This window comes from Micromonospora sp. Mcm103, assembly GCF_024519755.1.
GTDB lineage: Bacteria > Actinomycetota > Actinomycetes > Mycobacteriales > Micromonosporaceae > Micromonospora > Micromonospora aurantiaca.
This window is the reverse complement of record NZ_JALJRJ010000002.1, coordinates 254,026-276,267: the sequence shown is the minus strand read 5'-3', so window position 1 is coordinate 276,267 and position 22,242 is coordinate 254,026. Positions and strand designations below refer to the sequence as shown.

At 74.5% G+C, this 22,242-nt stretch carries 17 protein-coding genes; 10 read left to right on the top strand and 7 right to left on the bottom strand.

All coding sequences use genetic code 11. The annotated features are described in order from the left end of the window. The first annotated feature begins 48 nt into the window (after positions 1-48). The 4 genes from OC439_RS03860 to OC439_RS03845 all read left to right on the top strand — a co-directional run bounded on the left by OC439_RS03860 (position 49) and on the right by OC439_RS03845 (position 4,250). Positions 49-1,653, top strand: coding sequence for a hypothetical protein (locus tag OC439_RS03860; protein WP_262012220.1), 1,605 nt, complete (start codon positions 49-51; stop codon positions 1,651-1,653). Positions 1,654-1,669: 16 nt separating this feature from the next. Beyond that, on the top strand, positions 1,670-2,473 hold the full coding sequence (gene yaaA, locus OC439_RS03855; RefSeq protein ID WP_262012411.1) for a peroxide stress protein YaaA: 804 nt from the start codon (positions 1,670-1,672) through the stop codon (positions 2,471-2,473). Positions 2,474-2,582: 109 nt separating this feature from the next. Continuing rightward, positions 2,583-3,230 carry a hypothetical protein gene (locus tag OC439_RS03850; RefSeq protein WP_262012219.1) on the top strand — a complete coding sequence of 216 codons (648 nt, stop codon included), beginning with the start codon at positions 2,583-2,585 and terminating at the stop codon, positions 3,228-3,230. 96 nt (positions 3,231-3,326) lie between these two features. Next, positions 3,327-4,250: a TAXI family TRAP transporter solute-binding subunit gene (locus OC439_RS03845; protein WP_402808555.1), complete on the top strand. Its 924-nt coding sequence runs from the start codon at positions 3,327-3,329 to the stop codon at positions 4,248-4,250. 7 nt (positions 4,251-4,257) lie between these two features. Here the strand turns inward: OC439_RS03845 and OC439_RS03840 are convergent, their stop codons facing one another. Further along, positions 4,258-5,646, bottom strand: coding sequence for a sensor histidine kinase (locus OC439_RS03840; RefSeq protein ID WP_262012217.1), 1,389 nt, complete (start codon positions 5,644-5,646; stop codon positions 4,258-4,260). A 10-nt stretch (positions 5,647-5,656) separates the two neighbouring features. After that, positions 5,657-6,313, bottom strand: a complete 657-nt coding sequence (locus OC439_RS03835; RefSeq protein ID WP_262012216.1) for a response regulator transcription factor — start codon at positions 6,311-6,313, stop codon at positions 5,657-5,659. 84 nt (positions 6,314-6,397) lie between these two features. Between OC439_RS03835 and OC439_RS03830 the strand changes: the two genes are divergently transcribed. After that, complete coding sequence (locus OC439_RS03830; protein ID WP_262012215.1) at positions 6,398-6,736, top strand: DUF952 domain-containing protein; 339 nt, start codon at positions 6,398-6,400, stop codon at positions 6,734-6,736. 67 nt (positions 6,737-6,803) lie between these two features. Next, the gene (locus tag OC439_RS03825; protein WP_262012214.1) at positions 6,804-7,346 is read left to right on the top strand and encodes an acyltransferase; all 543 of its coding nucleotides are present in this window, start codon (positions 6,804-6,806) and stop codon (positions 7,344-7,346) included. 55 nt (positions 7,347-7,401) lie between these two features. Here OC439_RS03825 and OC439_RS03820 read toward each other — a convergent pair whose 3' ends face one another. From OC439_RS03820 to OC439_RS03805, 4 genes are all read right to left on the bottom strand, one after another. Continuing rightward, positions 7,402-9,150, bottom strand: coding sequence for a CDP-glycerol glycerophosphotransferase family protein (locus tag OC439_RS03820; protein ID WP_262012213.1), 1,749 nt, complete (start codon positions 9,148-9,150; stop codon positions 7,402-7,404). A gap of 191 nt (positions 9,151-9,341) precedes the next feature. Beyond that, positions 9,342-10,625, bottom strand: a complete 1,284-nt coding sequence (locus OC439_RS03815; RefSeq protein ID WP_135239225.1) for a nucleotide sugar dehydrogenase — start codon at positions 10,623-10,625, stop codon at positions 9,342-9,344. Between the two features lie 3 nt (positions 10,626-10,628). Then, positions 10,629-12,197, bottom strand: coding sequence for a glycosyltransferase family 2 protein (locus OC439_RS03810; protein ID WP_262012212.1), 1,569 nt, complete (start codon positions 12,195-12,197; stop codon positions 10,629-10,631). After that, the gene (locus tag OC439_RS03805; RefSeq protein ID WP_262012410.1) at positions 12,194-13,762 is read right to left on the bottom strand and encodes a glycosyltransferase family 4 protein; all 1,569 of its coding nucleotides are present in this window, start codon (positions 13,760-13,762) and stop codon (positions 12,194-12,196) included. The genes OC439_RS03810 and OC439_RS03805 overlap by 4 nt, the downstream gene beginning before the upstream one ends. Positions 13,763-14,042: 280 nt before the next feature. Here OC439_RS03805 and OC439_RS03800 point away from each other — a divergent pair, with 280 nt between their 5' ends. Further along, positions 14,043-15,233 carry a hypothetical protein gene (locus OC439_RS03800; RefSeq protein WP_262012211.1) on the top strand — a complete coding sequence of 397 codons (1,191 nt, stop codon included), beginning with the start codon at positions 14,043-14,045 and terminating at the stop codon, positions 15,231-15,233. A gap of 3 nt (positions 15,234-15,236) precedes the next feature. On the opposite strand, the gene OC439_RS03795 is transcribed toward OC439_RS03800, so the two are convergent. Next, positions 15,237-17,150, bottom strand: coding sequence for a hypothetical protein (locus OC439_RS03795; RefSeq protein WP_262012210.1), 1,914 nt, complete (start codon positions 17,148-17,150; stop codon positions 15,237-15,239). A gap of 439 nt (positions 17,151-17,589) precedes the next feature. Between OC439_RS03795 and wecB the strand changes: the two genes are divergently transcribed. From wecB to OC439_RS03780, 3 genes are read left to right on the top strand one after another with little or no spacing between them, the layout of a single operon-like run. Then, positions 17,590-18,675, top strand: coding sequence for a non-hydrolyzing UDP-N-acetylglucosamine 2-epimerase (wecB, locus tag OC439_RS03790; protein WP_262012209.1), 1,086 nt, complete (start codon positions 17,590-17,592; stop codon positions 18,673-18,675). A gap of 34 nt (positions 18,676-18,709) precedes the next feature. Continuing rightward, positions 18,710-20,122, top strand: coding sequence for a glycosyl transferase (locus OC439_RS03785; RefSeq protein WP_262012208.1), 1,413 nt, complete (start codon positions 18,710-18,712; stop codon positions 20,120-20,122). Next, entirely contained in the window at positions 20,119-22,242 is a 2,124-nt protein-coding gene (locus tag OC439_RS03780) for a glycosyltransferase family 1 protein (protein WP_262012207.1), read from the top strand. The genes OC439_RS03785 and OC439_RS03780 overlap by 4 nt, the downstream gene beginning before the upstream one ends.

The following is a 22,242-nucleotide window of genomic DNA, read 5'->3' as shown; positions in this document are numbered from 1 at the left end:
GCGCCGCCGTGACAGACTGCGGTCGGGACGACGACGGGGGCGTTTGTCGTGTCGACGACGAAGCGGGACCGGGTACTGCCACGTCCGGACGCGCCGGCGCTGGTGGCGCTGCTGCTCGGCGCCGCGGCTGTCGGCTACCGGCTGGTGCTGACACTGCTCACAGTGCCCGCGTCGAACAGCGACGAGGCCACGTTCGGCCTGGCCGCGCTGCACATCGCCGGCGGTGGTGAGCGGCCGGTCTTCCTCTACGGCCAGCGCTACATGGGCGTGCTGGAGTCGTACCTGGCCGCGCCGCTGGTCGGCTGGGCCGGGCCGAGCTGGCCGCTGCTGCGGCTGCCGCTGCTCGCGCTCTTCGCGGTCTTCCTGTGGCTGGCGTACCGGCTGACCCGCCGCCTGTTCTCCCCCTGGCTCGCGGTGGTCGTGGTGGGCCTGCTCGCGCTCGGCTCGGAACGGGTGGTCCGCGACCAGCTCACCGCCGTCGGCGGCCGTCCGGAGGTGAAGCCGGCGGTGCTGGCGATGCTGCTGCTCGCGGTGGCCCTGGGCGACCGGCGGGTCCGGCACCACTGGCTGGCCACCGGCGCGTTCGGGCTGCTCGCCGGGCTGGCGCTGTGGTCGGACTGGCTGATCGCGCCGTACCTGCTGGTAGCCGCCGTGGTGCTCGCGGTGGCAGTGCCCCGGGACCTGATCGGCTGGCCGGGCGTGCTGCTGGTCGTGGGCTTCCTGGCCGGGATCGCCCCGATGGTCAAGGACAACCTCGTCGCGCCACCCGGGCAGGACTCGCTGTCGGTGTTCCGCGAGATCAGCACCAAGGAGGGGGTCGCGCCTTCGCTCGCCGAGCGGCTGCGCGGCGGGCTGCTGGAGGGGGTGCCGCTGGCGTCGGGCATGTGCCCGATGGACGGCTGCGCGCGCTGGGCGCAGTGGTTCGGCGTGCTCTATCCGGTGCTGCTGGTGGCCGCCGCCGCGCTCGGCGTGGTCGCGTACCGCCGGGCCGCCGACCACGCCGCGCGGGTCCGGGCCGTGGCGATCCTCGCGCTGGTCGTGGGCGCGGCGCTGACACTTCTGGCGTACGTGCGCAGCCCGCTCGCCGCGACCGACCCGCTCGGCAACGCCCGCTACCTGTCGGTGCTCCAGATCTCGCTGCCGGCCGTGCTGTGGCCGCTCTGGCTGGCCGCCGCGCACGCGGTGCGGGGCACCGCCGGACGGGCGGCCCGGCTGGGCGGCGCCACGGCGGCGGTGGTGCTGGCCGCGCTGACCGCCGCCACTGTCGCCGGGACCGTGGCGTTCCTGCCCGGCGTGCCGGGCGTACGGGACGAGGAGCGCACCGCCCGCCGCCTGGCCGACACGGTGCGGCAGGCCGGTCTGCACGAGGTGTACGGGGACTACTGGACCTGCAACCGGCTGATCTTCAACACCGGGGAGACCGTCGCCTGCGGTGTGCTCGACGGCGCGCTCACGCCCGGGCAGAACCGCTATCCGGCGTACTGGCAGCGGGTGGCGCGCGCGGACCGGCCCGGGTACGTGCTGGCCGTCGACTCCCCCGCCGAACGCACCCTGCGACGGCTGCTGGGCGACCGTGCCGACGCGGCGGTGGTGGCCGAGGTGGGCGGCAGTCGCGTGTACCACCCCGACCGTGCCGTGCGACCGTGGCGCTGACCCCGGCCCGTACGCTGTGCCGGTGCTCATCCTGCTGCCCCCGTCGGAGGGGAAGGCCGAGGCCGGCACCGGCCGCCGGCTGGACCTGTCCCGGCTGTCCCTGACCGAGCTGAACCCGGCCCGGGAGGCGGTCCTGACCGCGCTCGTCGACCTGTGCTCCGGGCCGGACGAGACGGCGGCCCGGACCGCGCTGGGCCTCACCGAGGGGCAGCGCGGCGAGCTGCGGCGCAACGCCCGGCTGCGCGAGGCGGCCACCGCACCGGCCGGTCGGCTCTACACCGGGGTGCTCTACGAGGCGCTCGGCCTGGACACGCTGCCGCCCGACGCGCAGCGGGCGGCCCGCCGCCAGGTGCTGATCAGCTCCGGCCTGTGGGGCGCGGTACGCCTCGCCGACCGGATCCCGCCGTACCGCTGCCCGATCGGGGCGCGGCTGCCGGGGCTCGGGGCGCTGTCGGCGTACTGGCGGGAGGCGCTCGGCCCGGTGTTGGAGCCCGCCGCCGGACGCGGTCCGGTGCTGGACCTGCGGTCCGGCGCGTACGCAGCCACCTGGACGCCGCGCGGCGTGCTCGCCGAACGCACGGTGACGGTACGGGTACTGCACGAACGGACCGTGGACGGCACGCCGGCCCGGTCGGTGGTGAGCCACTTCAACAAGGCCACGAAGGGCCGGCTGGTGCGGGATCTGCTGCTCGCCGACGCCCGGCCGCGTACCGCCGACGCGCTGGTGGGGGCGCTGCGGGAGCTGAAGTACACGGTCGAGGAGGCGCCCCGGGCGGCTGGGCGGCCCCGGCAGGTCGACCTGGTGGTCACCGAACTCTGAGCCGCGGGCTTCCCGCAAATTTTGCTCAAGGCTGGGGCGCATCGGTTCCCGGTCCGGCGCTCGGCAGCGACGGTAGAGGTACCCCGACTCTGACCGAGGAGCCGCGCCGATGCTCACCACGCTGCTCGACCGCCCGCGCCCGTCGCCGCCGCCGCTGGACTGGCTGACCCTGACCGACGCCTTCGAGGTCGCCTGCATGGTGCGTTGCACGCCGCCACCGGCCGCCGACGTCCGCCGTCTCGACTCCGGACCGCACCGGGGCGGGATCGCCGAGTTCAACCGCGAGGACGCGGCGCAGCGGATGCGGCAGCTGCTGGGCCGCCTCGACGTGCCGGTGGAGCACGAGCTGACCACCGGTGGCCTGCGCCGCCGCTACGAACTGCACCGGCTGTCGGTGCCGCCGCAGCGCCGGGCGGCGTACGCGAATCTGCTGACCGCGGGCTGGCGGCAGGGCCGCCGGGAGCTGCTCGGCGGACCGTTCCCGGGCGCCTCGGCGGCACGCCGGCTGTGGCGGCCCCGGCTGGCCGCGGCGGCCTGGCGGGCCGCGCTGCTCGCCGGTGGCCGGCACGTCCGCCGGCACTGCCTCGGCATCCGGCTCGCCGACCGGGACCTGGCGGCGGTGCTGGTACGCGGCGCGGCGCTGCTGGACGTGCCGGCGGCGCTGCGGCCGGGCTCGGGCTGCTTCCTGGTGGTGGTGCCCAACGGCGAGCACCGGGAGCGGATCACCGAGAGCGCGGAGCTGGCCCCGGCGAGCTGACCGCCCGGCCCGGCCTGCTGCGGTACGCGCACCGCGTGGGCTTGCGCCCCGGCGGGTGCACGGCGCAGAGTGCAGCCCGTGAGCCGACACTGGCCTGTGCGCGCCGCCGCCCCGCTCGTGCTGGTGCTGCTGCTCGTCGCCGGGCTGATCGGATGCCGGGACGAGCCGTCCGAGCCGACCCGGATCCGCATCGCCACCGGCAGCCCGACCGCCGTCTACCACGCCTTCGGCCAGTCGCTCGCCGCGCTGCTCAACCGGGAGGTGCCCGGCGTGCGGGCCGAGGTGGTGGTCACCGCCGCGTCGGCGCAGAACGTGCGGCTGGTCGGCGCCGGGGAGGCGGAGCTGGGCTTCACCCAGGCCGACGTGCTGCCACCGCGCGAGCCCGAACATCCGTCGGTGCTCGCGGTGGCCCGGGTCTACGACGACCTGCTGCACCTGGTCACCCGCGCCGGCGGGCCGATCCGCACGCTCGACGACCTGCGCGGGCGGCGGGTGTCGGTGGGCGCCGACGGCTCCGGCACCGAGATCACCGCCAGCCGCCTGCTGGCGGTGGCGCAGCTCGGCGGCGACCGGGTACGCCAGGAGCACCTGGGGCTGGACGACTCGGTGGCGGCGCTGCGGGAGGGGCGGATCGACGCGTTCTTCTTCTCCGGCGGGCTGCCGGTGCGCGGCGTCGCCGAGCTGGCCCAGCGGACCTCGCTGCGGATCGTGGACCTGGGCGACTGGACCGAGCCGCTGCGCCGGGCGTACGGGCAGGTCTACGTGACCCGGGACGTGCCGCGCTCGGTGTACCGGGCCGACCCGGTCAGCACGGTGGCGAACCCGAACTACCTGATCGTCCGCGCCGACCTGCCCGCCGCGCTGGTGCGGGAGGTGACCCGGCTGCTGATGGACCGCCGGGCGGAACTGGCCGCCGCCCACCCGGCGGCGGGACGGATGAGTCCCCGGTCGGCGATCGTCACCACCCCGCTGCCGCTGCATCCGGGCGCGGCGCAGTGGTACCGCGCCGCGAAGCCCTGACGCCCGATCAGCACCGGACCGGCACGTCGGCGGGCGCCGGGAACCACAGCTCTGCGACCAGGCCCCGGGGATCGCCCTGGCGCATGGTGAGCCGGCCGTCGGAGGCGTCCACGAGCACTGCCGCGATGGTCAGCCCCAGACCGGCGCCGTCGACGTTCTGCGCGTCCGGCGCCCGCCAGAACCGCTCGGTGGCCTGGTCGAGCTGACTCGCCGTCATGCCCGGACCGGTGTCGCTGACGGTCAGCACCGTCCCGCCGCCGGCGGCGCGTACGGTCACCGTCACCTCTCCCCCGGTGCCGCTGAACTTCACCGCGTTGTCGATCAGGGCGTCCAGCGCCTGGTCGATGGCGGTCGGCACGGTCCAGGCGTACACCGGCGCGTCCTCGGCGTCGAGGCGGAGCGTGACCTCGCGGTGCCGGGCCAGCGGCAGCCAGGCCGTCACCCGGGAGGCGGCGGTGGCGGTGGCGTCCACAGTCACCCGCTGGTTCTCCTCCCGCTCGGCGCGGGCCAGGGTGAGCAGCGCGTCGAGCACCGTGGCGAGCCGGTCGGTCTCCTCCAGCGCCAGCCGGTGCTCGGCGCGCCCGTCCGGGTCGGTCAGGCTGGGGCCCAGCTCCTCGACCCGCAGGCGCAGCGCGGTGAGCGGATTGCGCAGCTGGTGGCTGGCGTGCGCGACGAAGGCGCGTTGCCGGTCCATCACGTCGGACACCGCGTCGGCCATGTCGTTGAAGCTGGTCGCCAGCCGGCGCAGTTCGGGCGGCCCGAGTCCGGCGCGGACCCGCGCGGCGCGGCGGCCCTCGGCGATCTCGTGGGTCACCGCGTCCAGCTCGGTGACCGGGCGCAGCACCCAGCCGGCCAGCCCGAACGCGGTCGAGACGCAGGCCAGCACCGCCAGCAGGCCGATGCCCGCCAGCAGCAGCCACCACACGGTGACCGTGCGACGCAAGCCGTCCGCCGGGCTGGTCGTGACCACGGCGCCGAGCACCTCGCCGCCGTCGTTGATCGGCACCGCCGTCACCACCGGCCCGCCGACCCAGGGCCAGACCGACTCCGGGCCGCTGAACTGCTGCCCGGACAGCGCGGTGTCGAGCGCCGGGCCGGTGCCCGCGTCCGGCTCCCACCCGGACGAGGCCACCACGGTACGGCGGTCCCGGTCCACCACTGCCGCGCCGATGCCGTAGAGCGCGTCGTAGGCGGCCAGTTCCCCGTCGAGCGGGCCGGGACTGCCGCCCCGCAACGCCGGCCCGGCCAGCGAGGCGAAGCGGGTGGCGTCGGCGAGGCGGTCGGCGCGTACCCGGTCGGTCTCCCGGGTCGCGAGGGTGGCCGCCAGCGGGGTCTCCAGGGCGATCAGGACCAACACCATCAGCAGCAGGTAGCTGATCACCAGCCGGCGGCGCACGGCCCCCTCCTCACGCGTCGCGGAGCCGGTAGCCGACCCCGCGCACGGTCTCCACCAGCGTCGGGTCGCCGAGCTTGCCGCGCAGCGACCCGACGTGCACCTCCACGGTGTGCCGGTCGGCCCAGGTGGTGCCCCAGACGTCGAGCAGGATCCGCTCGCGCGGCACCGCCACCCCCGGCTGGCGCGCCAGGGACAGCAGGATGTCGAACTCCTTGCGGGTGAGCGTGACGTCCCGGCCGGCCACCGTCACCGTCCGGCCGCCCACGTCGATGCGGACCGCGCCGGCCTCGATCAGGCTGCGCTGCGGCGCGGTGTGCGCGGCCCGGCGCAGCACCGCCTCGATCCGCGCCTGCAGCTCCACCATCGAGAACGGCTTCACCACGTAGTCGTCGGCGCCCAGCCGTAGCCCCAGCACCCGGTCGCGTTCCTCGCCGCGCGCGGTCACCGCGATGATGCCGAGCCGGCTGCTGCGCCGCCGCAGCTCGCGGCACAGGTCGGTGCCGTCGCCGTCGGGCAGCCCCAGGTCGAGCAGCACCAGGTCGCAGGGGGCGGCGGAGAGCGCGGCGGCCACCGTCGCGGCGTGTTCCACCTGGTAGCCGCGCCGGGTCAGCGCGGACGACAACGCCGCGGCGACCCGGCGGTCGTCCTCGACCAGGAGGATCCGCACCCGTTCCCCCCTCGACTCGACGTGTTGCCCTGCGAATGGTGGCAGACGCGCCGCCGGGACGCGAGGCCGCTCTAGGCTGCTGCCGTGATCTACAAGATTCTCACCGACGACGAGTGGGCGCGGGCACGGGCGGACGGGCGGTTCGCCGGCACCGCGATGGACCGGCAGGACGGCTACGTCCACCTGTCCGCCGCCGACCAGGTGGTGGAGACCGCGCGGAGGTTCTTCGCCGGGGTCACCGGCCTGACGGTGCTCGCGGTCGACGAGTCCCGGCTCGGCGACGCGCTGCGCTGGGAGGAGTCCCGCGGCGGCGCGCTGTTCCCGCACCTGTACGCGGCGCTGCCGGTGGACGCGGTGGTCGCCGCGCACCCCCTGCCGGCCGACCGGCCCGCCGCCGACGCGGTGGCCGAACTGCTCGGGTGAGCGCTCGTTATGCTGCGTCGAGCCCGCCCGACGGCGCGACGCGCCCTGGCATGTGATGCGAGTTGAGATGACTGACAGCAACGACCGGTCCGCCTCCGTCTTCGTCCACCCGACGGCCGACGTGGAGTCCGGCGCCCAGGTCGGTGACGGCACCAAGGTCTGGCACCTGGCGCACATCCGGTCCAGCGCCCAGGTCGGCGCCGGCTGCGTGATCGGCCGCAACGTCTACGTCGACGCGGGCGTCACCGTCGGCGACCTGGTGAAGATCCAGAACAACGTCTCGGTCTACCAGGGCGTGACCATCGAGGACGAGGTGTTCGTGGGCCCGTGCGCGGTGTTCACGAACGACTTCCGCCCGCGCGCCCAGAATCCGGACTGGACGATCACCCCGACGCTGGTGCGCCGGGGCGCGTCGATCGGCGCGAACGCGACGCTCGTGTGCGGCATCGAGGTCGGCGAGTACGCGATGATCGCGGCCGGCTCGGTGGTGACCCGCGACGTCAAGCCGTACCAGCTGGTGGCCGGCAACCCGGCCCGCCCGAAGGGCTGGGTCGACGCCAAGGGCGAGGTCGTCTCCCGCGACGTCGACAACCCGCCGCAGCAGGGCTGACCGGACGAACAGGGGCGACGACCGCGCCGGTCGTCGCCCCTGTCGTCGGTACGCCTCAGCCGCAGAGCCGGCCGATCTCGTCCCGGAACCGGTCCATCGGGTTCGACCCGGCCGGTCCGAGCAGGTACTCCTTCAGCTCCCGCCGCGCCCCGGTCATCGGGTCGTCGCCGGCCCGGGTCACGTCGAGGATCTTCGCCAGCTCACCGCAGTCCGCCGAGAGCAGGTACGCGGCCCGCGCGGTCGGGAACTGCCGCCGGAACTCGTCCTCGGGCAGGCCGGCCGGGTTGGCCACCACGTACGGACGCTCGCTCTGCACGAAGTCGGAGACCACGCTGGACACGTCGCTGACCAGCAGGTCGGTGACGTTGAAGCAGTCGAACAGCCCCGGCGTGCGTCCGGTGACCACGAGGTGCGCGGCGCCGTCCAGCGACGACGGATCGGTCTCGCCGCCGGCGGCCTTGATCCGGGCCACGATCCGCTCGTGCACGGCGCGGGCCTTGGGCGAGCGCGTGCCGGTCAGCGGGTGCGGCTTGTAGATCACCCGGACGTCCCCGGCGGCGAGCAGGCCGGACACGATCCGCTCGCCCATCAGCACCAGCGAGGTGTGGTACGGGTCGTCGTCGAGCCAGCCCTCCCAGGTCGGCGCGTACAGCACCGTGAACCGGTGGTCGGCGGCGCCGGAGCCGAACGTGTGCACCCCGGCGAGCTGCGGGCGGCCGACCTCCACGATGTCGCGGTCCAGCACGCCGACGTCGGCCCGGGCGTACCGTTCCCGCCCGGCCGGCCCGGCCACCCACACCTCGTCGTACACCTTGCTGTACGGGTTCACGCTCGCCTGCTTGTCGCTGTCGCCGTGACCCACGAAGACGTGCTTGACGCCCGGCTCCCGCAGCAGGTGGATGTTGGCGCCGACGTTCGCCGCGTACAGCGCCACGCGCAGCGAGCTGAGGTCCAGGTTCATGAAGTCCACGCCGGCCGGCACGCAGATGACCGGCAGCCGGGTGTCGGCGAGCTGCTCGAACGCGTCCGCGGCGCGCAGCAGCACGACGGCGCGGCGGCCGGTCGCCTCCACCGGCGCGAGCCACATGTTGGCCTGGTAGACGTCCTTGGCCGGGCCGGCGAAGTAGAGCGCCACCTCGGGCCGCTCCCGGGCCATCCAGTCGTGCACGGCGGGCAGCACACCCGGGGCCCCACCCCGGCCGCGCAGCGCGGTGAGCGCCAGCACCGCGGCGGTGACCAGGCCCACGGCGAGCGTGGCCAGGCCGGTGACCACCACCGGAGCGACCCGGTCGAGCGCGGCGGCCACCACTGCTGCCGGCACCAGCAGCACGTTCAGCAGCGGCATGCGCAGCCCGGCCAGCCGCCGCGCCCAGGCCGGCGGCACCGGGACCCGCCGCAGCGCGCCGAGGTCGATGTTGCGGGTGTACGCCGGCGGGTCGACCCGGCCGTCGATCACCTTGGTCACCGCGTTCGTGGCGACGGCCACAGTCCACAGCGCGGCGGGCAGCAGCAGGACGGCGACGGTGCCGGCCACACCGGGGCGCACCGCGGCGATCACCAGCAGGGCCACCGACAGGTCCCGCACCAGCCGACGGAAGATCTCGCCCAGACCGGCCTTGTCCAGCAGCTCGGCGGTCCCGGTGTGCCGCCCGGTCAGGGCCAGCTCACCGGCGACGGCGACCACAGCGGCCACCGCGTACGGGACCACCAGGCCGAGGACTCCGGCGAGGACCATGACCGCGTAGCCGAGAAGCGTCGCGCCGACCGCGGCGAGACCCTGCTGGCTGCGTACTCTGCTCAACAACGAACGCTCCCTGTCTGCCCCGCCGATGTCGGTCCGAGTCGATCTCCGACGGCTGCGACCCTAAACGGATCACGTGACACAAGTATTGCCGGGGTGTCCGGCAGGTGAACCCCGGACGGCGTCATGACGATGACGGCATGCGACGGGCCCCGGCCGTCCGAGAACGGCCGGGGCCCGAGAAACCGCTGGGGTCAGCCCCCGATGACCACCCGGCGCACGCCGGTCCAGCGCGCCGGGTCGGTGACCCGGCGGCCGTCGACAAGCACCGTCACGCCCGGCAGGTCGGCCGGGGCGAGGGTGCGGTACTCCGCGTGGTCGGCCTGGATGACGGCGGCGCCGACCGGCTCGCCGTCGTACCCGGGCAGGCCGTGCGCGACCAGCTCCTCGTTCGTGTACATCGGGTCCGACACGTACGGCACCGCGCCCCGGCGGCGCAGCGCCTCCACGGTCGGGAAGACGCCGGAGAACGCGGTCTCCTTCACGCCACCCCGGTAGGCGGCGCCCAGCACCAGCACGCCCACCCCGGTCAGGTCGCCGTACGCGGCGGCGAGCAGGTCGACCGCGTACTCCGGCATGGCCGCGTTGGCCTCACGCGCCGAGCGGACCACGGTGGCCGCCGGGTCGTTCCACAGGTACATCCGCGGGTAGATCGGGATGCAGTGGCCGCCGACGGCGATACCCGGCGAGTGGATGTGGCTGTACGGCTGCGTGTTGCACGCCTCGATGACCTTGGTGACGTCCACGCCGACGGTGTCTGCGAAGCGGGCGAACTGGTTCGCCAGGCCGATGTTCACGTCCCGGTAGGTCGTCTCGGCGAGCTTGGCCAGCTCGGACGCCTCGGCCGAGCCGAGGTCCCACACGCCGTTGGGGCGGTCCAGGTCGGGGCGCTCGTCGAAGTCGAGCACCGCCTCGTAGAACCGGACGCCGTGCGCGGCCGACGCCTCGTCGATGCCGCCGACCAGCTTCGGGTAGCGGCGCAGGTCGGCGAAGACCCGGCCGGTGAGCACCCGCTCCGGGCTGAACACCAGGTGGAAGTCGGTGCCGGCGGTCAGGCCGGAACCCTCGGCGAGCATCGACGCCCACCGGTTACGGGTGGTGCCGACCGGCAGCGTGGTCTCGTAGCTGACCAGCGTGCCCGGCTTCAGCCCACGGGCGATGGCCCGGGTGGCGTCGTCCATCCAGCCGAAGTCCGGCACGCCCTCGGCGTCCACGAACAGCGGCACGACCACGACGACCGCCTCCGACTCGGCGACCGCGGTGGCGGTGTCGGTGGTGGCCGACAGCAGGCCGGCGGCCACCGCCTCCTTGAGCTTGACGTCCAGGTCGGCCTCACCCGGGAAGGGCACGGCACCGTCGTTGACCAGCTGGACGACCCGCTCGGAGACGTCGGCGCCGATCACCCGGTGCCCCTTGGACGCGAACTGCACGGCCAGCGGCAGACCGATCTTGCCGAGCGCGACGACGCAGATGTTCATGAACTACTTTCCTCCAGAGGGCCAGATTCGGCGCAGGCGGGCAAGGAACCGACCGGGGGTCACCGGCGTGATCGCGACGATCACCTGGCCCTTGTGGTTCGTGGTGGGCGTGACGAGGTGCCAGCGGACACCGCGCCGGGCCACCAGCCGGGGTGCGGCGACAGGGCGGTCGGTGCGCAACGGCGCCGAGCCCGTCCCGCCCAGGGCGGAGACCTCGGCGCGTACGATACGACGCTCCCCTGTCCCCGCGACGACCGCCAGCAACCGGTCCACCGCGAAGTCCGTCCGTACGACGGTACCGGTGCCGGACGCCTCGACCGACGTGACACCCGTCAGATCGCCCACGCTGACCCGCAGCGCCTCCGCGTTCAGCTCGGCCAGCTCGGCCCAGCGGCTGCGCGCGGTGACCACCAGGGCCCGGGCCCCGGCGGCGTCGCGTCCCCAGGCCAGCCCGGTCGCGGTCAGCTTAGCCAGTATCGCGGCGGCGCGGTCGGTGACGTCGTACCAGTCGTCCGGGTAGCCGAACGCCGGGTCGCGGAAGCCGACCTGGCCGGCGTACCAGCGGTCACCCTCGATGATCACCTCGGGCAGCGACCGGTCGGCGTGCTGGCCGACGATCGTGCGCAGCGCGTCGAGGTCGCCGTCACGCGCCACCGCGACCCGCAGCCGCTCCTCGGGTGCCATCCGGGCGGTCACCCCGTCGGTCAGGTACGCCTCGGCGAGCTTACGGATCCGGTCGTGGACCTGCCGCTGCACGTCCGGGGAGAGGGCGAGGAACTCCGTGCGGAGCAGCTTCGCCACCTCCCAGGTGAAGTGACGCACCAGCACGGCGTCCCGCCGCGGGCCGGGCTCGATCAGCCCGGCGACGAAACCGACGAGTTCCTCGGCGCAGCGCAGCCGCTCGGAGAACCGGCTGGCGTACGTGATGTTCTGGGCGTTGTCCCGCTTGACCGCGTAGTAGTACTCGTAGTCGCCGAGAACCGACACCTTCTTGGCCCGGAAGCACGCCTCCAGCGTGAACGGCTGGTCGCTGCCCATCGGCATGTCCGTGCGGTACCGCAGGCCGTACCGCTCGATCAGGTCCCGCCGGAACAGCTTGGTGTTCGACAACGACCAGGGCAGGTCGCTGCCGAACAGGTCGAGCCGCTCCTGGGTGGTGGCGTAGACGGCCTGGTGCACGTAACGCTTGTTGGTGCCGACCATCCGGCCCAGCACCACGTCGGAGTCCCACCGGTCGGCGGCGTCGACCAGGCGCTCCAGCGCCTCCGGGCCGAGGTGGTCGTCCGAGCCGATGAAGAAGACGTACCGGCCGCGGGCGTGGTCGAGCGCCACGTTGCTCGGCGCCGCCGGACCGCCGGAGTTGGCCTGGTGCAGCACCCGGACCGTGCCCGGGTACCGCTTGGCGTAGCGGTCCAGTTCGGCGCCGCTGCCGTCGGTGGAGCCGTCGTCGACGGCGACGACCTCCAGCCGGTCCAGCCCGATGGTCTGCCCGACGAGCGAGTCCAGGCAGGCGGTCAGGTACGGCATGGTGTTGTAGACGGCGACCACCACTGTCACGTCCGGCCCGCTCACGCCCCCACCTCCACCTGCGCCGGCTGCACCGGTGCGTGCGCCGCCGGCGCCGGCCGGGGCGGTGCGTCCGGCAGCAGCCGCGAGTAGACCTCGTCGAGCACCCGCGCCTGCGCCTCCCACGTCCAGCCGGCCAGCAGGCCCGGCCGGTCGTACGCGGCGCGGTACCGCTGCGGGTCGGCGAGCACCGCGGTGACCGCGCGCACGAAGTCGGCCACGTCCTCGGCGCGGAACACCTCGCCCTGACCGGTCTCCCGGACAGTCTCGGCCATGGTGCGCACGTCGGACACGACCAGCGGCAGACCGGCGTGTGAATACTCGAAGAACTTGGTGATCAGCGCGATCTCGTGGTTCGGCCAGTGCTGGATCGGGATGACGCCGACCTGCGCGCCGCTGAGGAACCGGACGACCTGGTGGTGCGGCACGTACGGCAGCACGTGCACCCGGTCCGCCACGCCCAGCTCGCCGGCCCGGGTGACCAGGCCCCTGACGTACGCCGAGTCGGGCTTGTTCACCACGAACGCGACGTGCGCGCCGGGCAGCCTCGGCAGCGCCTCGACCATCACGCCGAGGCCGCGCTTGGCGGCGGCCACCCCGCTGTAGACCAGCAGCGGCTCGTCCGGCCCGAGCCCGCAGCGGGCACGGATGTCCGGCACCGGCTCGGCCGGGTCGGCCGGCAGCTCGTCCACCGCCGGTGCGTTCAGCACGACCGCCGGCCGTTCGGCCAGCCCGTGCTCGGTGCGAAGCAGGTCGGCCAGGCCACCGGAGACGGTCATGGTGGCGTCGGCGTACGGCACGTACTCCCGCTCGTGCGCCACGTTGCCGGGCAGCCAGCGGGCGTTGTCGCGCCACGGCTGCACGCCGGGGAGGTATTCGTGGGCGTCCCAGAGCAGGGCGATCCGGCGGCCCTTCGCGGCGGCCCGGACCTTCGCGCGGGCGCCGACGCCGAGCATCCGGAAGTCGTTGGCGTGGATCAGGTCCGGCGCCAGCTCGTCGACCACCGGGCCGTAGGCCAGCTCGTAGTCCCACAGGCCCGGCTCCAGGCGCCGCCACGCGCCGTCGCCGCGCAGCCCGCGCCAGAACATCGTGTACGCGCGGTCCCAGGGGCCGTCCAGCTTGCGGCCCTTGCGGGCCCGGGTGAGCTGACGGTTGCGGAAGCCGACCCACTTGCGGGTCAGGCCGGACAGCTTCTCCTCGGCGCGCAGCGCGGCCCAGGGCAGCCCGCCCGGCCGGCCCGCGCCGGACTCGCGGGCCGCGACGGTGAGCGCCGCCCGGCGTACCGCCAGGTCCGCGCGCCAGGCCTTGACCGCCTGGGTACGGTGCGCCGCGATGCCGCTGGGCGGATAGGCGAGCGGGTGCCGCAGCCAGGCCCGGCGGAACTCGTGCCGACGGCGGGCCAGCGGCTCGGGCATCGGCACGAGGCGTACCTCGGCGGCGCCGAGGCGCCAGCTCTGCGGGCTGCCGACCGGCGCCCGGCCGAGCAGCACGACGTCCCAGCCGGCGTCGGCGGCGGACCGGGCCGCCTTCTGCACCCGGGAGTCACCGATGACCCCGTTGTCCACCAGCATCACGACCCGTCCCCGGGTGCCCGCCGCTGCGGTCGTGCCGTCAGATCCCATTCCTGCCCGTTTCGTCGTCGCCAGCACCGCGCCCGCGGACCCGAGCGAGTCTACGACAGCGGATCGGGCCCGGACGCCCGCCGCCGCCGGTGCCCCCCGACCTGCTGTGACTGTTGCTACCCTCCACCCTGTCCAACGACCGGCGCCCGCTCCGGGTCGTTCGCCGGGTCGCCGGCCGCGCCACGCGGGCCCTCGGCCAACCGCAGCTCAGCGCGAACGGGACCGCACAATGGACGTGGTGACCACCGAGGAACCCAGCCGGCCCGCACCAGCCCCGGCGACCGAGCCGGCCACAGCCGATCGCACCCGGCCCGGCCCCGTCCGGCGGCTGCGCGACGCCGCCCGCGACGCGGCGCCCGCGCTGGCGGTCTACGCGGTGATCCGGCTGATCGGCGTGCTGGCCGTGTACGTCTGGGCGCGCTCGCTGAACCTCTCCCCGGTACGCGAGCTGACCCTGTCCGACGCGACGTACTACCTCGCCATCGCCCAGCGGGGCTACGACGGGTACGAACGGGTGCAGAGCGACATGGCGTTCTTCCCGCTCTACCCGGCCCTGATCGGGGTGGTGGAACGGGTCACCCCACTCGGCCCGCGTACCGCCGGGCTGGCAGTGGCCGCGCTGGCCGGCCTGGCGGCGGCCTGGGCGCTGTACGCGATCGGCTCGTACCTGCACGACCGGCGCACCGGCGTGGTGCTCGCCGCGCTCTGGGCCGCGCTGCCGCACGCCGTCGTGCAGTCGATGGCCTACAGCGAGACGCTGTTCACCGCGCTGGCCGCGTGGACGCTGTACGCGCTGCTGCGCCGGCACTGGCTGACCGCGGGCGTGCTCTGCCTGTTCGCCGGCCTGACCCGCCCCACCGCCTCGTCGCTGATCCCGGTGGTCGGCCTGGCCGCGCTGCTGGCCGTGGTCCGGCGCCGGGACGGCTGGCGGCCGTGGGTGGCGATGCTGCTCGCCCCGGCCGGCTGGCTCGCCTACCTGGCCTGGGTGGGCGTCCAGACCGGGCGGCCGGACGGCTGGTTCCACATCCAGTCCGCCGGCTGGCGCAGCCACTTCGACTTCGGCGTGGACACGTTACGGCGGGGCCGGGAGGTGCTGGCGGTGTCCGCGACGCCGCAGATGCTCGTGGTGAGCCTGGTGCTCCTGCTGGCGCTGACGTTCTTCGTGCTCAGCGTGATCGACCGCCAGCCCTGGGAACTGCTGCTGTTCAGCGGGCTGATGCTGGTCACCACGCTCGGCGCGGCGGGCTACTACCACTCCAAGGCGCGGTTCCTGGTGCCGGCGTTCGCGCTGCTGCTGCCGGCCGCCGTCGGCCTGGCCCGGGCCGGGCGGGCCCGGGCCGTCACGGTGCTGGTCGCGCTCACCGCGTTCTCGACCTACTTCGGCGGCTACCTGCTGCTCATCTGGACCAGGTCGCCGTGACGCTCACCGGGTGAGCGGGCGGACGTCCCACAACCAGACGTCCGCCACCCGCTGCCCCGGCCCGTAGAGCGCGTCGAGCACCACCTTGAGGTCGTCGTGGCGGCGGGCCCGGTCCGGCAGCGCCACCGCGTCGGCCTTCCAGTGCCGCACGTCGGCGCGGGCCTGCTCGACGTCGGCCGGGCCGACAGCGGTGTCCCGCTGGCCCCGCGACACGGCGGTGAGCAGCTTCGCGGTCGGCTGCGGCTCGACGCCCCACCGGCCGGTGTTGTCGGTCTTCGAGACCGGCCCGAGGAAGTACCCCTCCGGTACGGCGAAGCCGGCCAACGCGGCGGAACTCCAGTACAGCGACGTCATGCCGTCGACCGGGACCGGCACCAGGGTGCGGCCGGGGGCGACGTGCTCCTTCCAGACGCCGGCGGTGACGAAGTCCGGCACCGGGTTGCGCCCGCGCGCCTCCAGCGGGGTGGGCAGGATCGGCAGCAGCGCGGCGAACAGCGCGACAGCGGCCAGGCGGGGCACCAGCCGGGACTGGCCGGGCTCGTCCGCCCGTACCCGGGCCACCCGGTCGCCGGCCACCGCGAACAGCACGCCGAGCGCCACCGTGGTGATCAGCGCGAACCGGGACACCACCACCGAGTCGAACACCGGCAGCTCGGACACCAGCGCGAACGGCGCCGGCACGTCGGTGCGGCGGGTGCCCACGGTCCAGGTGGTGCCGATCGAGAAGACCGCCGAGATCAGCGCGACCACGGCGAGCACCCGGACCACGATCTCGCGGCGCAGCCACAGGGCGGCGCCGATCGCGAGGATCACCACCGACCAGCCGTAGAAGCTGGCCTGCTCGGTGGTGTTCGGGCCCCAGCGCAGGGCGCTGGTGGGGCTGCCGGCCACGGACTCGGTGGCGTACCGCACGAACGAGCCGAGGGTCAGCGCGTAGACGTCCGGGTCGCCCGGGTGACCGACCCGGTGCTGCGGGCCGGCGAACTGCATCCACAGCGGGTACGCGGAGGCCGCACCGACGAGCACGCCGGTGATGGCGAGCCCGCCGAGCATCGGCCCGGCCCGGCGCAGCGCCTCGCGCGGCCGGAAGATCACGTAGCCGACGACCATCATCAGGCAGCCGAGCGCGGTCAGGAACAGGATCTCCAGGCTCACGAAGAACTGCGCCACCACGAGCGCGCCCAGCACCAGGCCGTTGCGCACCGGGCGGCCGTCCCGGGCCAGCCGGATCACCTGCCAGAGGATGAACGGCACCAGCCACTGGGCGGTGATGTGCGGGTGGCCGTTGCTGTGCGACACCAGCGCCGGCGCGAACGCGCAGAACAGGCCGCCGGCGAAGGCCGCCGCCCGGGACGAGACCAGGTTGCGCGACAGCACGTGGTACCAGGCGTACGCGGTGCCGGCCAGGTTGAGCGTGATGAACAGCAGGTACGCGAACGGCGCGCCGAACAGCAGGGTGACCGGGGACAACACCAGCCCTGGTAGCTGCATGCCGACGTTCGTCATCAGGTTCACGCCGTCCGGGGCGTTCTGCAACGAGGTGAAGAACGGGTTCTCCAGGTTGCTGACCGCGTGCGCGGCGTACGCCAGCATCCACTCGTTGAAGCCCTGGTCGTTCGGGCGGCTGCCGAGCAGCCGTCCGTCGGGGTTCACCCAGCCCCGCGCCGTCACCCAGAACGCGCCGGCCAGGTAGATCGCCGCGACCAGCAGATCCGGCCGCATCCGGTGCCACCGCCCGGGGCGGCCGGCACTCTCCGCCGCGGCGGTCTCCGGCTGCGCCTGCTGCTGCGGCGCGGCGTCGGCGGGCCGGTCCGCGCCGTCGGCGGTCGGCGGCTTCGCGGTCTCGTCGGTGGCGTCGGCCACCGATCCACCGGCGTCTGCGGTGCGGGTACGGGTCTCGGGCCCGGGGGCGGTCATGGCGCCGTAGTGTACGCAAGCCGGGCTGCGGGGCCGGGCCAGGCTCGCCCGGCCCGGTGAAGACTCGGCGACGATCCCCCGGCGGCGGGACGTACCGGCGGTGACCGGGCCGTGCCGCGGCGGCCGCGAGCAGCCGGGCGGGCGCCCGCCGGACCGGGGCGATCCGGCCGGTTCGGTTAGGCTGGTCCCTCGTGTCCCGTTCCACGCCACCGGTCACCGTGCTCCCCGTCGGGGCGGCGGCGTCCGGTGACGGCGGGTGGCCCGGCCCACCATCGCGTACCGGCCGCGTCCGCGTACGTCGTCCGGCGGCGGGTGGGGCACTACTATTCCTAGGGCCTGCGGGCACCGGCCCGGCCACCCGGCCGGGGTCCACGGCCTCCCGACTCGGGCGGCGGCCGGTCCGCACCGAGAATCCGTCGCAGATCACGAGGAGTCACGTGTGAAGGTCGTCAGCATCGTCGGCGCCCGACCGCAGTTGGTGAAGCTGGCGCCCATCGCGGCGGCGTTCGCCGAGGACGGGTGCGAGCACGTGATCGTGCACACCGGCCAGCACTACGACGCCGACCTGTCCGACGTCTTCTTCTCCGGCCTCGGCATCCCCGACCCGGACGTGCACCTGGGGATCGGCTCCGGCAGCCACGGCGTGCAGACCGGCAACACGCTGGCCGCCCTGGACCCGGTGCTCGCCGCCGAGGCGCCGGACTGGGTGCTGGTGTACGGCGACACCAACTCGACGTTGGCCGGCACGCTGTCGGCGGTGAAGCAGCACCTGCGGGTGGCGCACCTGGAGGCCGGGCTGCGGTCGTTCAACCGGCGGATGCCGGAGGAGCACAACCGGGTGCTCACCGACCACGCCGCCGATCTGCTGCTCGCCCCCACCGAGGAGGCCGTCCGGCACCTGGCCACGGAGGGCCTGGCCGCCCGTACCGAACTGGTCGGTGACGTGATGGTGGACGTCTGCCTGCGGGTCCGCGACGACGTGGCCCGGGGCGGGCAGCCCCGCCCGGCGCTGCCCGACGGCATCGACCCGGACGCGCCGTACCTGCTCGCCACGCTGCACCGCGCGGAGAACACCGACGACCCGAAGCGGCTCGCCGCGCTGCTCGACGCGCTCGCCGACCTGCCCGTGCCGGTCGCGCTGCTGGCCCACCCGCGGCTGGTCGCCCGCGCCGACGAGCACGGGCTGAAGCTGACCCGGGGCGCGCTGCACGCCGGCCGGCCGCTGCCGTACGCCGCGATGGTGGCCGCCGTGGTCGGCTCCGCCGGCGTGGTCACCGACTCGGGCGGCCTCCAGAAGGAGGCGTACCTGTTGGACCGGCCGTGTACCACGCTGCGCACCGAGACGGAGTGGGTCGAGACGCTCGCCGACGGCTGGAACGTGCTCGTGCCGGATCCGCGCGAGCTGGGCGCCGACTGGGCGGCCACCGCGACGCGTCCCGCCCCGGAGGCGCCGCGCGGCACCCCGTACGGTGACGGCCGGGCGGCCCGGCGGGTCGCCGAGACGCTGCGACGGCACCTGGCATGACGACGCGCTCCCTCCTCACGATCGGTTATCAGCGATGACCAACCACACCGTCCCGCTCCCCCGCTCGCGCAGCGGGAAGCGGCCGCACGCCATCTACCTCGCGATCGGCTTCCCGCCCGCGGCGAAGAGCAGCGCGTACCGGCTGCGCGAGACGGCGAACCAGTTCGTCGCCCAGGGCTGGGACATCACCGTCATCACGATCTGCCAGCAGGCGTGGGAGCGGGAGTACGGCCTGGACCACACGCTGTCGGAGAAGGTCGACCCGCGGGTGCGGGTGGTCGAGCTGCCGCTGATCCGGGAGGACCTGGAGACCGACATCAGGGCGTTCTCCGAGGAGCGGTCGCTGGACCCGGCGGGCTGGATCAAGCGGCTGCGCAAGCGCGAGCAGCAGGCGTTCCCGGAGCCGGTGTTCGGCGGCTGGCGGTACGAGCTGGAGAAGGCGGTGCTGCGGCTGCACCGCGAGCACCCGGCCGACCTGCTGCTCGCCTCCTGCGCCCCGTACGTGAACCTGGCGGCCACCCGGAAGCTGTGGGAGGAGCACAAGGTCCCGTACGCGGTGGACTTCCGCGACGGCTGGTCGCTCGACGTGATCGGCGGCGGCGAGGCGTTCACCCGCGACTCGGTCTCCGGCCGGTGGGAGTCCACGGTGCTGGAGAACGCGCTCGCGGTGTGGTGCGTCAACGACCCGATCGCCGGCTTCTACCGGGAGCGGTACCCGCACCTGGCCGACCGGGTGCACGTGGTGCGCAACGGCTACGACGAGGACAGCCTGCCGGACATCTCCGGCCGCTCGCCGGACCCGGCGGCCGGGCTGACCTTCGGCTACCTGGGCTCGGTCAACTTCAGCCCGGCGTTCCTGGAGTCGGTGCTGGACGCCTGGCGCATCGCCCGGCGCGACGACCCGCTGCTGGCCCGCTCCCGGTTCGAGGTGCGCGGGCACATCGGCGCGGGCGCGTCGCGTGAGGCCAACCGGCACATGGACCTGCTCAAGGAGGCCGCCGCTGACGGGGTCAGCTTCGGCGGCCCGGTGCCGAAGGCGGAGCTGGCGGCCACGTACGGCTCCTGGGACGCGCTGGTGCTGATGCTCGTCGGTGGACGGTTCGTCACCTCCGGCAAGGTGTACGAGTTCATGGCCAGCGGCCTGCCCGTGCTCTCCGCCCACGACGTCGACCACGACGCCAGCAACGTGCTCGCCGGCCATCCGCTGTGGACCGGGGCGGTCGGGCTCGACCCGCACCGCCTCGCCGGCTCCTTCGTGGAGGCCGGCCGGCTCGCCCTGAAGGCGACCGACGCGGACCGGGCCGCCGCCCGGGACCTGGCCCGCCGTTTCGCCCGGCCCGCTGTGCTCGCCCCGGCGGTCCGCCGCCTCACCGAACTCGTCCGGCCCACCGGCGCCGGCGCGGCCACCCCGGCCACGACCTCCTCGACGGGAGATGCCCGACAGTGACCACAGTGCTCATCGTGGCCGCCGCCGCACCGAAGCAGCCGGCCGTGCTGATCGAGGCGCTGGAACGTTTCCGCAGCCGCGGCGCCCGCGTCACGGTGGCGTGCTTCTTCGACAGCGAGGAACTCCCCGTCGACCCGGCGCTGGCCGAGGTGCGGTCGTTCGTCGTACCCGCCGAGAAGCGCGACGCCCGGCTGCGGCGGGCGCTCGGCCGGGCGCAGGCCAACCGCAAGATCTGGCTGCACGCGCAGCGCCACGCCTGGCTGCGGCAGCGTTTCCGGTCCGCCGACCTGCTGGTGGCGCTGGACCCCCGGTCGGTCTACACGGTGTGGGAGATGGCCCAGCGCAACACCCGGGCCGGTGCGCACTTCGGGCTCGTGCCGGCGCAGCGGGCGCTCGACGCGCCGCGTACCGAGCCGGTCGGCAAGCGGCTGGAGCGGCAGGTCGCGGCGGCCGCCGGCATCGGCACCCGGGGCGCCAAGCGGGCGGCGGTGGAGACGGTGCGCACCACCGTCCAGAAGGCGACCGGCCAGCGGATCATGAGCAACCCGGCCGGCGCCTGGTTCTGGTCCCGCGCGGTGGCCGCGCCCCGCGTACCGGACCGGCTGCGCAGCAAGCTCGCGGTACGGCTGCACGACAGCGCGGTCAAGGCGGGCCGCCCGGCGGTCGCCGCCCGGACCGCGGCGGCCGCGGTCAGCCGGATCAACAGCGCCGCCACCCGCGCGGACGTGCTCACCAAGGCCGCGCAGGGCGAGCTGGCCCTCGGGCACGTCCCGTCCGGCCTGCACGACGCGATCCGCGCCCAGCTCGCGCTGGCCGACGCCCGGCTGGCGAAGGACCCGAAGAAGGCCGCCGCGGCGGTGTCGCGGGCGTGGAGCCTGGCGTCCAACCGGGTGCTGCACTTCGACCGGCTCTCGTCGCCGATGAGCGACGACCCGGGCGCCTTCCTGGCGCCGTTCCGGGAGAGCGCGGCGGCCCGGAAGCTGTCCGAGCCGCGGGGCCGGCTCGCCCCGGCCGCCCCGGCGCCCACCGACCGGCCGCTACGGCTGCTGGTCACCACGCTGATCAACGACAACTTCCTCCAGGAGATCCTGGAGCGCTACCGGGGCATGCCGAACGTGGAGGTCCGTTTCCTGGACCTGTACGAGGACCCGGTGACCCGTCCGCTGGCGCTCAGCGGCAGCACCGTGATGGAGCACCTGCTCGGCGCCGAGTCGACGTACGGGGCCAAGATCGAGGAGTGGCTGCGGCCACACCTGGACTGGGCCGACACCGTCTTCGTCGACTGGTGCCAGGCCACCGCCGCGCTGTTCACGCTGCACGACCCGGGGACCGCCCGGATCATCGTCCGGCTGCACAGCTTCGAGGCGTTCAACTTCTGGCCGCACCTGGTGGACTTCTCCCGGGTCGACGACGTCGTCTTCGTCTCCGAGCACCTGCGGGACCTGTCCACCGCGGTGCTGCCGCAGCTCACCGGCGAACGCGCCCCCCGGCTGTGGGTGGTCGACAACGCGATGGACCTGCAGCGCTACCCCCGCGCCAAGCCGGCCGACGCCCGGTTCACGCTGGGGCTGGTCGGGTTCAGCTCGGTGGCGAAGGATCCGCGGTGGGCGATTGACGTCCTGCGGAAGCTGCGGGAGCACGACGAGCGGTACACCCTGACGCTCATCGGCAGCAACTTCAACAACCGGACCAGCAAGCCGGCGAAGGACTACGGCCGGCTGCTCGCCAAGGATCTGGCCGAACTGGAGCCGCTGGGCGCGGTCCGGCGCTACGGGCAGACCGACGACGTGCCGGGCGCGCTCCAGGAGGTCGGCGTCATCCTCAGCACCTCGGTGCGGGAGAGCTTCCACTGCGGTCTGGTGGAGGGCGCGGCGAGCGGCGCGGTGCCGGTGGTGCGGGACTGGCCGTTCTTCGCCGGCAAGCCGCACGGCGCCCGTACCCTCTTCCCCGCCGACTGGATGGCGGACACCCCGGCGGAGGCGGCGGAGCGGATCCTGGCCGTCACCGCGACCGAGCAGGCGTGGGTGGAGGCCGGCCGGGCCGCCTCGGAGCACGTGCTGAAGACCTGGGACTGGGCCGTCACCCAGGCCGACTACGACCGGCTGCTGCTGGGCGACTGA

Bases quoted from the DNA above. Each gene is read 5' to 3' on its own strand.
- OC439_RS03800 (WP_262012211.1), top strand. From the start codon at position 14,043: ATGGACGTGGTGACCACCGAGGAACCCAGCCGGCCCGCACCAGCCCCG.
- OC439_RS03825 (WP_262012214.1), top strand. From the start codon at position 6,804: ATGACTGACAGCAACGACCGGTCCGCCTCCGTCTTCGTCCACCCGACG.
- OC439_RS03815 (WP_135239225.1), bottom strand. From the start codon at position 10,625: ATGAACATCTGCGTCGTCGCGCTCGGCAAGATCGGTCTGCCGCTGGCC.
- OC439_RS03850 (WP_262012219.1), top strand. From the start codon at position 2,583: ATGCTCACCACGCTGCTCGACCGCCCGCGCCCGTCGCCGCCGCCGCTG.
- OC439_RS03785 (WP_262012208.1), top strand. From the start codon at position 18,710: ATGACCAACCACACCGTCCCGCTCCCCCGCTCGCGCAGCGGGAAGCGG.
- OC439_RS03795 (WP_262012210.1), bottom strand. From the start codon at position 17,150: ATGACCGCCCCCGGGCCCGAGACCCGTACCCGCACCGCAGACGCCGGT.
- OC439_RS03805 (WP_262012410.1), bottom strand. From the start codon at position 13,762: ATGCTGGTGGACAACGGGGTCATCGGTGACTCCCGGGTGCAGAAGGCG.